Genomic DNA, 9,353 nt, shown 5'->3' with positions numbered 1-9,353 from the left:
GCGTAAGCCCGCCGCCGGCCTGGTGCGTGGCGGAGAGGCGCGGCGATGACGCGGGCTCGCAGGGCCGGCGAGGTCGGGCGCTTCAATTCGCTGCTGACGCTTCGGGCGGTTCAGCCATTGGATCAAGCCACTGGGCTCGTCGTCACCGAAACGGGGCGTACGAGGCCTTTGATTACGAAGGATCACTGAAGTGAAGACTCTCGCCTTGAAGGCTTTGATATCCGCGGCCTTGGCCTGCGCGCCGATTTCAGCTGTGGCCCAGACCGGTTCGACCCTGGTCAGGGTCCAGCAGGGGACGATCAGCGGCGCTGTTGAGGACGGCGTGGCCAGCTGGAAAGGCGTCCCGTTCGCGGCCCCGCCCGTCGGGGCGCTGCGCTGGCGCGCGCCTCAGCCGCCCGCCTCCTGGACCGGTGTGCGCCAGGCGACGGCGTACAGCGCCGACTGCATGCAAAAGCCGTTCGGAGGCGATGCGGCCCCGCTCGGCACCACGCCCGCCGAAGACTGCCTGTACGCCAACGTCTGGAAGCCCGCGGAAGCGAAAGCCAAGCTGCCGGTGATCGTCTGGATCTATGGCGGCGGCTTCGTCAACGGCGGCGCTTCTCCGCCAACCTATTCAGGCGCGAACATCGCGCGGCAAGGCGCGGTGTTCGTCAGTTTCAACTATCGTGTCGGCCGGTTTGGGACCTTCGCGCTTCCCCAGCTCACTAAGCAAAATCCCGACAAGGGTCTRCTTGGCAACTACGGCTACCTCGATCAGATCGCGGCGCTCAAATGGGTTCAGCGCAATATCGGCCAGTTCGGCGGAGATCCCGCCAACGTCACGATCATTGGCGAGAGCGCGGGCGGGATGTCGGTCCACATGCTCGTGACGACGCCGCTGGCGCGCGGGCTCTTTCACAAGGCGGTCGTGATGTCCGGCGGCGATGCCCAAACCGCCGCCAACCCCAAACTGGCCGATGTCGAGAAGGTCTACCAAGCGTTCGCCAAGGCGCAGGGCGTGGCGCCGGACGATCCGCGGGCGCTTGAAAAGCTGCGCGCCTTGAGCGCCGAACAGGTCACCGACGATCTGAGCATGATCCAGCTCTTTCAGCCTCGGCCGGGCCCAAAGACCTATAGCGGCCCCTTCTTCGACGGTAAGCTCGTCGTTGATCAGGATCGCGCCTACACCACCGGCGCCTTCAACAAGGTGCCGATGATGATCGGCGCGACCAGCGCCGATACAGGGGGCAAGACCGGTTTCGTCATCGCTGGGGCGCGAAGCCTTGCCGCCAAGGTCTCGGAAAAGGGCGCGCCCGTCTGGCACTATCGCTTTTCCTACGTCGCCGATTCCATCGGGCAGCCCGGCGCGCAGCACGCCAGCGACGTGCCCTATTTCTTCGACAACGCCGCCATCAAATATGGCGCGCAGGCGACTGCCAAGGACGTCCAGATGGGCAAGGCCATCAGCGCCTATCTCGTCAACTTCGCCAGAACGGGGAATCCGAACGGCGGCGACCTTCCGGCTTGGCCCCGCTATGACGCCAAGAGCGATCCGCTGATGGACTTCGCGGTGAGCGGCAAGCCTGAGCCGCAGAAGGATCCCTGGGGCGCGGAGATCGATACGGCCACACGCCGCGTGGCGGCCGCCCGCGCCCTGGACCGCTACAACAGCTTGATCACGCCGCTGGGCGTGCTCCTGGACGATCCCGCCGCGCGCGCGATCCTTCAGCGGCGCATTCCCGACGTCGTCAACAACGACCAGATCAACATGGCGCGTGGACAGACGCTCGCGGCGCTCCAAATGTACCTGCCGCAACAACTGAGTGAGGCGGTTTTGGCGAGCATCGATGGCGAGCTGGCGGCGCTTCCCAAAAAGTGACGAAAGCGGCGGGGGCGGGTGTGAGGCGTCCCCGCCGGCGCCTTTGACGCTCGTTGCTGGAGCTGGCGCGCGTATCGAGGATGACCTTGGACGCGTCCCTACCAGCTCGCGGTGGAGGCTCCCGCCAGGAAGTGGCGTCGGAAAGCCTCGGCGGCCGGCGCCAAGGTGCGGTCAGCCAGGTGCGAGATGCCGATCTTCACGGTGATCAGCGGGTTCACGAGCGGCCTGACGGTGATCAGCGGCGACTCGATTAGGGTGATCGCTGATTCCGGCAGAGCGGTGACGCCCAGTCCGGCCTCGATCAGCGCACGAACCGTCGACAGCTGCGTCGCCTCGAAAAGCGGACGCACATTGATGCCCGCCTTGCGCATGGCGCTATCGGTCAATTCTCGCACGCTGCTGCGCGGCGCCATGGCGATGAAAGGCGTTTCGACAAAGCAGGACCAGTCGATCTCTCCGCTTTCCTCGAACGTTCCGGTTCGGGCGACGAGCATCATCGCGTCCTCGGTGAACGGCTCGAACAGGAACCCCGGCGCGTCGGGCGGCGTGGTGATGGCCAGGTCGATCTGGCGGTCCTGCATCTCCTGATACAGCACGCTCGACACATAATCGCGCAGGATGATCTCGACGTGCGGATGGTTTTGCAGGAACGAGGCGATCGCCTTGGGCAGCAAGGACGCCGCGGCCGAAGGGATGGCCCCGATCACCACACGACCGCGCGCGCCGGAGAAGGTGAGCGCCAGCTCGGAGAAGGCATGGTCGAAATCGGCGATCAGCCGCTCGACCATCGGCAGCATCGCCTCGCCGGCGCTGGTCAGCGAGACGTTGCGCGAATTGCGATCGAAGAGGCGAGCGCCCAGTTGCTCTTCGAGCAGGCGGATGGTCCGGCTGAGCGCCGGCTGGGAGACGTTCTCGGCCCGCCCGGTTTCACTGAAGCTGCGGCTGTGCGCGATGCGCATGAACAGTCGAAGGCTGTTGAGGCTTGGACGTCGGGACATGAGGCTCCGATGGGCGCAAGGGTGGGGCCGGCGGTTAGGCTCCGAGCCGTGAGGATGCGGCGCGCGGGGCGAGGCGGGCAAGGCTGGTCATGATCGTCGCAACCTTGGCGCGGATGCTCAAAAGGGCCGCGCGGGATCGCTGGAGGCGGGCCCATCGTCCGTCGCCAGGTTCTCGGCGACGCGTTCCAGTAGGCTCGTCAGCGTTCGAATATCCCGGTCGGACATGCCTCGAAACGCGTTGCGGTAAAGATGCGCGGCCCGCTCCCAGGCGTGCTCGCCGGCGATCTCCCCCTTGGGCGTGAGCGCCACCTCCATCATCCATTCCTTGCCCGCACGCGGTTGGCGGCGGACCAGGCCGTCAGTCTCCATGCGCTGGATGATCTTGGTCATGGTCGGCAGTTTCTCGCCGGCGTGGGTGGCGATTTCGCTGACCCCGGCCACCTTGTCCTGGTGCAGCGTCATCAGGACCCGCCAGCGCGGCATATCCAGCGCCGACGGGCGAAGCAGCGCCTCCATGCGATCGCGATAACGACCGCTGACCCGGGAAAGCCAGTAAAAAGGCCAGGTGCGGTAGGTGAAGGGGGGCGTCGCGGCCTCCCTTGTCGAGCTGACAGCCATCTGGAAATCCCTTCGAACCCTCGCTGTATCGCATGTGCCGCGTCGAACAACGAGGTTGAATATTCAACTTGCCAAACGGCGACTAGGTGTTGAATATTCAACCTATGACGAACACGAGCCATCCTGGCCCAGGGCCAATTTTGATCGACACGCCCGAACTTGCCGTGGCCGGCGGGCTGACGGTGGCCGTCAAGGACTGCCTTGATGTTCGCGGCTATCCCACGCGTCTTGGAAGCGGCGCGCTGGTCGATCCGGCTCCTGCGCCGGCCCACGCGCAAGTGGTCGCCAATATCCTGGCGGGCGGCGGGTCGATCACCGGCAAGGCGCACATGCATGAGCTGGCCTATGGCGTCACGGGCATCAACGCCGCGTTTGGAACCCCCCTCAACCCGCTCTATCCAGAGCTGATCCCTGGCGGGTCGTCGAGCGGTTCGGCCGCCGCGGTGGCGGCGGGGCTCGCCGATGTGGCGATCGGCACCGATACCGGCGGCTCCATTCGTCTACCCGCGACCTGCTGCGGGGTCTTTGGCCTCAAGCCGACGTTCGGCCGGGTAAGCCGCGCCGGGTGTCATCCCGCGCGGTCGAGCCTGGATTGCGTCGGTCCCTTCGCCCGCGACGTCGCCGGCCTGGAGGCCGCCATGCGGCTTATCGACCCGAGCTTCTCGCCCGTCTTGTCGAAGACGGCGCTTCGTATTGGGCGCGTGGTCGTCGAGGCCGAGCCGGCGGTTGACGCGGCGGTCGATGCGGCGCTCGCGGACGCACCTGCGCAACGCGTTTCAATCGACCTGCCGTTGCTTGAGGAGGCGTTCGCKGCGGGCATCACGATCATGGCCGCTGAATGCTGGTCGGCCTTTGGCGGATTGGTCGGCGAGCCGCGCATGGGCGATGACGTGCGGGCTCGGCTGCTGGCCGCCAGCGCCGTCACGCCAGACCAGGTCGCCCAGGCCGAGCAGGTGCGTAGCGCCTTCACGATCGCGGTCGATCGGGCGCTTGACGCCGTCGACGCCCTCGTCCTGCCAACCCTTCCCAGCTTGCCGCCGGCGCTGGATGAGCTTGGCGACGCCGCCAGGACCCTACGCCTGACGGCGCTTGTCCGGCCCTTCAACCTCTCGGGGCACCCGGCGCTGACCATCCCGCTTGAGCGGAAGGGCGCCCGCCCGGTCGGCCTTCAGCTGATCGGCCGTCGTGGCCAAGATGAAGCCCTCTGCGCCGTCGCGCGGGTCCTGGCCGGTGAGGCGGCCTGATGTCGCCGACGCAGCACCAGGCGCTGGCCAGGCGCCTCGCGCTTTTGGAGGCCGAGGGCGACGTGCGGCGGCTGACCGCGCGGTATTTCCGCCTTTGCGACGAGCTGGGACCGCTGACCCAACGCGACGAGCTTCGGGGGCTCTTCACGCCCGACGCGGTCTGGGAAGGGCAGGGCCGCTATCGCCAGGCGTTCGGACTTCACGAGGGCGCCGACGCGATTGCCGACATGCTGATCGGCTATGCCGACCCGCCGCATTTCGTGCTCAACGGCCACTATCTCTCGTCCGAAGCCATCGAGATCTTCCAAGGCGGTCGCGCCGCCGGGCGCTGGATGATGCTGCAAGTCTCCACCTATCGCGACGGACGGTCTGACTTTCGCAGCGCCGCCCTGACGCTCGAGTTCAAGCAGTCGGAAGACGGGTGGCGGATCGCCCGCTTCGTCACCCGGCACATTTTTTCTCGGGACATCGCCCCGTGGAACGACATCTCCGAGATTTGCGTGCCGCAGCCATTCGCCAAGGAGGGCGCATGACATCCAATCTGGAAAGCCTGGTCAGGGACGATCGTGTTCATACGTCGCTCTATACCGACCCGGCCATCTTCGACGAGGAGATGGAGCGGATCTTCAAGAACACTTGGGTGTGGGTGGCGCATGCCAGCGACCTGCCCGCCAAGAACACCTTCAAGACCAGCCATGTCGGCCTGCAGCCGGTGATCGTCACGCGTGACAAGGAAGGCAAGGTTCACGTCTTGCTCAATCGCTGCCGGCACCGCGCGGCGAGCGTTTGCGAGAAGAAGAAAGGCAAGGCCAGCGTCTTTGTCTGCCCGTATCATGGCTGGAGCTATGACGTGGATGGGGCGCTGCGCAAGGTACCGCACGCTGCGGGCTATCCCGCAGACTTCGACAAGACCGCGTTCCCACTGATCTCGTTGCGAACCGAAGAATACAACGGGCTTATTTTCGCGACGTTCAAGCAGGATATCGAGCCGCTGGCCGAGTTCCTGGGGCCGGCGCGCAAGTGGATCGACCTGTTCATGAAGCAGGGCGCCGGCTTTGGCGTCAAGACGCTGGGCGAGCACAAGTTCCGGTTTCCCGGCAATTGGAAGATCCAGCTAGAGAACACCACCGACGCCTATCACTTCCCGATTGTGCACAAGACGTTCCTGGACTCCCTGGACGCCGAGACAGGCGACGTGTTCGACGTCCTGGGGCAGGGCGGCTGGGTCGAGGACCTGGGCAACGGTCATAGCGTGATGGTGATGATCCCCGATCTCGTCGATCTGGACGCCAATCCGCTGGCGCCGATTCCGGACCGCTTCGCCGAGCTCGCCAGCGAGCTGCGCGCCGAGGGGCGGGAGGAGGCGCAGGTCCGACGCATCGTCCGGGCGGTCGGCGGCTCTGGCTTCAACCTCAACATGTTCCCCAACATCGCCTGCTCCATGGCGTTCTTCCGCGTGCTGCGGCCCGTCGCGGTTGACGAAACCGAGATCACCCACGTCGCCCTGGGCCTGGACGGGGGGCCGGTCGCGGCCAATCGCATGCGGCTGCGGCTGCATGAGCATTTCCAGGGTCCAATGGGTTTTGGGACCCCCGATGACGCCGAGGGATGGGAGCGCGTGCAGCGCGGCGCCCAGGCCGGCGAAGATCTTTGGATCATGCTCAACCGCGGCGTGGCCGCCCCGGAAGGCGCGGCCGAGCCCGGTCACAACGCCGGCGACGTCAGCGCCGAAACGGGCATGCGCGCGGCTTACCAGATGTGGAAGAAGGTGATGACGGCATGAGCACCGATCTGATCGAAAGCCGCCCGTCGGTCGCGGCGCCAAGCTTCGAGGAGGCCGTTCGCTTCATCTGGGCCGAGGCCGATCTGCTCGACCGCCTGGATTACAGGCCGTGGCTCAAACTTTGGTCCGAAGGCGGCGAATATGTCATTCCCGTCGAGCGTGACGCCGCCGACTATGCCGATGTCCTCAACATCGTTCTTGACGATCGGGCCATGCGCGAGGCGCGCGTCAAGCGTCTCCTGTCGGGCTTTTCCATGTCCTCGGCGCCGCCGGCGCGAACGGTGCGAACCGTCTCGCGCTTCGTCATCGCCGACCAGGATGAGCGGTCGATCACCCTGCGCGGGGCCCAGATCATCGCGGAATACAAGTACCAACACATGCGCTTGTTGCCCGCCGATGTGCTCTATCGCATCGCCAGGGGGGGCAACGACGACCTTCTCCTAGACCGAAAGGTGGTCACGCTGGTGAACGCCGAGGATTACCAATTCGGCATCGGCTATCTCCTCTAACCGGACGGGCGGTGACTCGACCGGCGGTATGATCGCGCAGCGGCGCGGCGAAACCCAAGAGCTCCTCAGTCCGTCAGCAGACCTCCCAGGAACATGACTATGTTGAATCCCCAGGATTTCCGCGCCGCGATGGCGCGGGTAGGCGCGGCTGTCAACATCATCGTCACCGATGGCCCGGCCGGTCTGCACGGTATGACCGCGTCCGCGGTCTGCAGCGTCAGCGACACGCCGCCCACACTTCTGATCTGCGTGAACCGGTCGAGCCGGATGCACCAGCCGCTCGTGGAGAATGGCCGCCTGACGGTCAATGTTCTGACCGGCGACCAGCAGGATCTGTCGGCGGCGTTTTCGAACAGGAACATCGACATTGCGGCGCGGTTTGCCGCGGCCACATGGTCGGACTGCGGACACGGCGTTCCCGCCCTGGTCGGCGCGCTGGCCAGCTTCGGGTGCACCATCACCGCGTCGCTGGAGGTCGGCACCCACTCGATCTTCGTTTGCGCCGTCGAGCACCTTTGCGTCGGCGACGATGGCGCGCCCGGGCTCGTCTACTTCACACGGGCCTATCACCAGGTCGCGGCCAAGACACAGTGAGATCAAGGATGAACACTTCCCAGCCCCATGACCCCGGCCTGATCGACGAGATCGCCGCGCGGTTGGTTTCAGCGCGCCGCCAGGGGGCGGCTTTGCCCGTCTTCCCCGGCGCGCTGCCGACCGATTTGGCGCAGGCCTACGCGATCCAGCGGGCGGCGATCGAACGCTGGTCCGAGCCGATCGCCGGCTGGAAGGTCGGTCGCCTGACGCCGCGTCTCGCCAGCCAGTTTGGCGTGGAGCGTTTCGTCGGCCCGATCTTCGAAAGCGGCGTCCGCGAGGTGCTCGAAGGGCAGCCTTGCGAATTTCGAATGTTTCCGGGCGGCTCGGCGGCGTTCGAAGCCGAACTGATCGTCTACGCCTCCCAGGATCAGCCCAAGGGGCAGGAGCGCTTCACGGCAGGCGACGTGGGCCGATTGTCCGGAGATCTGCGACTTGGGATCGAGGTCGCCGGCAGTCCGCTGGCGAGCCTGCCCGACTTGGACTCCCTGGCCTCGATCGCTGAGCTTGGCAACAACAACGGCCTGCTGGTCGGACCGCAGGTGCCGCTCCAGGTGCTCGACGACCCCCACGTCCTGCACTGCTCGACGGTGATCGACGGCGAGGTGGCCGGAAGCGGAGGCCTGTCATCGCTGCCGGGGGGCGGGGTGGGCGCGTTCGCCTTCGCGCTGGAGGCTTTGAGCGCGCTGGGAATGCCTCTCAAGGCGGGCCAGTTCATCTCCACCGGGGCGATGACCGGGGTTCACTCGGTCAAGATCGGGCAAAACTGCACGGCCGATTTTGGCCGCTGGGGCCGCGTCGAGGCCCTTGTCGTTCCGTTCCGGCCCGCGTTTTCCGATACCCCTGTCGCAGGAGTCGCGCCTTGCCCTTGATCCACGTCACGAACCGATCGGGCTCAAGCGTCTCCTTCCAGGCCCAAGTCTCGCAGACCTTGATGGAAGCCCTCCGCGCCCATGGGGTCGACGAACTGGAGGCGTTGTGCGGCGGATGTTGTTCCTGCGCGACCTGCCATGTCTTCGTGGCGCCGCACGACGGGCTCCCGCCCTTGGGCGAGGACGAGAACGACCTGCTTGAAAGCAGCGACTCCCGTCGCGGCGACAGCCGGCTGTCCTGTCAGATCCCGCTAAGCGCCGAGCTGGACGGCCTTCGGGTCACCATCGCGCCGGAGGACTGAAGTTGATGGCCAGATACGACGTCGCGATCGTGGGCGCGGGTCACGCCGGCGCGCAACTGGCGATCTCGCTGCGCCAGGCGGGCTTTGGCGGCACGATCGCCCTGATCGGCGCCGAGCCGCATCCGCCCTATGAGCGGCCTGCCTTGTCCAAGGACTATCTGGCCGGCGAAAGGGACTTTGACCGCCTCCTCATCCGGCCCGAAAGCTTCTGGCTGGAGAGCGACATCGCCTGGTTGGGCGGTTGTCGCATCGAGACGGTCGACTGTGGCGGGCGCCAGCTGCTCACGGCCGTCGGCGAGACGATCGGCTATGATACGCTGGTTTGGGCGGCGGGCGGCCGGGCCCGGCGGTTGCCCCATGCGGGCCATGACGCCGCCAACGCCCATGTCGTCCGCGGCCGCGACGATGTCGACGCCATTATCGAGGCCCTGCCCAGCAGCGCGCACGCCACCATCGTCGGCGGCGGCTATGTCGGCCTGGAGGCGGCGGCCACATTGGTCTCACGCGGCAAATCGGTCACGCTGATCGAGACCGCCCCGCGCGTGCTGGCAAGGGTCGCGGGGGAGGCGCTCTCTGGC

General features: G+C 66.3%; 11 protein-coding genes. 9 read left to right on the top strand and 2 right to left on the bottom strand.

Going from position 1 to position 9,353, the window contains the following annotated elements:
- Positions 1-190: 190 nt before the first annotated feature.
- The gene (locus AC1DZ6_RS11790) at positions 191-1,858 is read left to right on the top strand and encodes a carboxylesterase/lipase family protein (RefSeq protein ID WP_477097366.1); all 1,668 of its coding nucleotides are present in this window, start codon (positions 191-193) and stop codon (positions 1,856-1,858) included.
- A gap of 98 nt (positions 1,859-1,956) precedes the next feature.
- Here AC1DZ6_RS11790 and AC1DZ6_RS11785 read toward each other — a convergent pair whose 3' ends face one another.
- Together AC1DZ6_RS11785 and AC1DZ6_RS11780 are read right to left on the bottom strand one after the other, a co-directional pair.
- Positions 1,957-2,856, bottom strand: a complete 900-nt coding sequence (locus tag AC1DZ6_RS11785; RefSeq protein WP_477097367.1) for a LysR family transcriptional regulator — start codon at positions 2,854-2,856, stop codon at positions 1,957-1,959.
- A gap of 117 nt (positions 2,857-2,973) precedes the next feature.
- The gene (locus AC1DZ6_RS11780) at positions 2,974-3,474 is read right to left on the bottom strand and encodes a MarR family winged helix-turn-helix transcriptional regulator (protein ID WP_477097365.1); all 501 of its coding nucleotides are present in this window, start codon (positions 3,472-3,474) and stop codon (positions 2,974-2,976) included.
- Positions 3,475-3,614: 140 nt separating this feature from the next.
- Here AC1DZ6_RS11780 and AC1DZ6_RS11775 point away from each other — a divergent pair, with 140 nt between their 5' ends.
- From AC1DZ6_RS11775 to AC1DZ6_RS11740, 8 genes are all read left to right on the top strand, one after another.
- Positions 3,615-4,718, top strand: coding sequence for an amidase (locus AC1DZ6_RS11775; protein WP_477097364.1), 1,104 nt, complete (start codon positions 3,615-3,617; stop codon positions 4,716-4,718).
- Positions 4,718-5,251 carry a nuclear transport factor 2 family protein gene (locus AC1DZ6_RS11770; RefSeq protein WP_477097363.1) on the top strand — a complete coding sequence of 178 codons (534 nt, stop codon included), beginning with the start codon at positions 4,718-4,720 and terminating at the stop codon, positions 5,249-5,251. The genes AC1DZ6_RS11775 and AC1DZ6_RS11770 overlap by 1 nt, the downstream gene beginning before the upstream one ends.
- Positions 5,248-6,501, top strand: coding sequence for an aromatic ring-hydroxylating oxygenase subunit alpha (locus AC1DZ6_RS11765; protein ID WP_477097362.1), 1,254 nt, complete (start codon positions 5,248-5,250; stop codon positions 6,499-6,501). Before AC1DZ6_RS11770 ends, AC1DZ6_RS11765 begins: the two co-directional genes overlap by 4 nt.
- Positions 6,498-7,010 (top strand): aromatic-ring-hydroxylating dioxygenase subunit beta, encoded by a 513-nt coding sequence (locus AC1DZ6_RS11760; RefSeq protein WP_477097361.1) that lies wholly within the window; start codon positions 6,498-6,500, stop codon positions 7,008-7,010. The genes AC1DZ6_RS11765 and AC1DZ6_RS11760 overlap by 4 nt, the downstream gene beginning before the upstream one ends.
- Before the next feature lie 99 nt (positions 7,011-7,109).
- Positions 7,110-7,604, top strand: a complete 495-nt coding sequence (locus AC1DZ6_RS11755) for a flavin reductase (protein ID WP_477097360.1) — start codon at positions 7,110-7,112, stop codon at positions 7,602-7,604.
- 8 nt (positions 7,605-7,612) lie between these two features.
- Positions 7,613-8,473, top strand: a complete 861-nt coding sequence (locus AC1DZ6_RS11750) for a 2-keto-4-pentenoate hydratase (protein WP_477097359.1) — start codon at positions 7,613-7,615, stop codon at positions 8,471-8,473.
- Positions 8,464-8,775: a 2Fe-2S iron-sulfur cluster-binding protein gene (locus tag AC1DZ6_RS11745; RefSeq protein WP_477097358.1), complete on the top strand. Its 312-nt coding sequence runs from the start codon at positions 8,464-8,466 to the stop codon at positions 8,773-8,775. Before AC1DZ6_RS11750 ends, AC1DZ6_RS11745 begins: the two co-directional genes overlap by 10 nt.
- Positions 8,776-8,780: 5 nt before the next feature.
- A partial coding sequence (locus AC1DZ6_RS11740) for an NAD(P)/FAD-dependent oxidoreductase (protein WP_477097357.1) occupies positions 8,781-9,353 on the top strand: 573 nt, incomplete at its 3' end.

The organism is Caulobacter sp. P1_B12_2 (genome assembly GCF_056406675.1).
The sequence above is the reverse complement of the archived record's forward strand: the minus strand, read 5'-3'. Positions and strand labels throughout refer to the sequence as shown.

Excerpts from the sequence above, each read along its gene's own strand:
- AC1DZ6_RS11785 (WP_477097367.1), bottom strand. The coding sequence starts at position 2,856 with ATGTCCCGACGTCCAAGCCTCAACAGCCTTCGACTGTTCATGCGCATC.
- AC1DZ6_RS11780 (WP_477097365.1), bottom strand. The coding sequence starts at position 3,474 with ATGGCTGTCAGCTCGACAAGGGAGGCCGCGACGCCCCCCTTCACCTAC.
- AC1DZ6_RS11770 (WP_477097363.1), top strand. The coding sequence starts at position 4,718 with ATGTCGCCGACGCAGCACCAGGCGCTGGCCAGGCGCCTCGCGCTTTTG.
- AC1DZ6_RS11765 (WP_477097362.1), top strand. The coding sequence starts at position 5,248 with ATGACATCCAATCTGGAAAGCCTGGTCAGGGACGATCGTGTTCATACG.
- AC1DZ6_RS11760 (WP_477097361.1), top strand. The coding sequence starts at position 6,498 with ATGAGCACCGATCTGATCGAAAGCCGCCCGTCGGTCGCGGCGCCAAGC.
- AC1DZ6_RS11755 (WP_477097360.1), top strand. The coding sequence starts at position 7,110 with ATGTTGAATCCCCAGGATTTCCGCGCCGCGATGGCGCGGGTAGGCGCG.
- AC1DZ6_RS11750 (WP_477097359.1), top strand. The coding sequence starts at position 7,613 with ATGAACACTTCCCAGCCCCATGACCCCGGCCTGATCGACGAGATCGCC.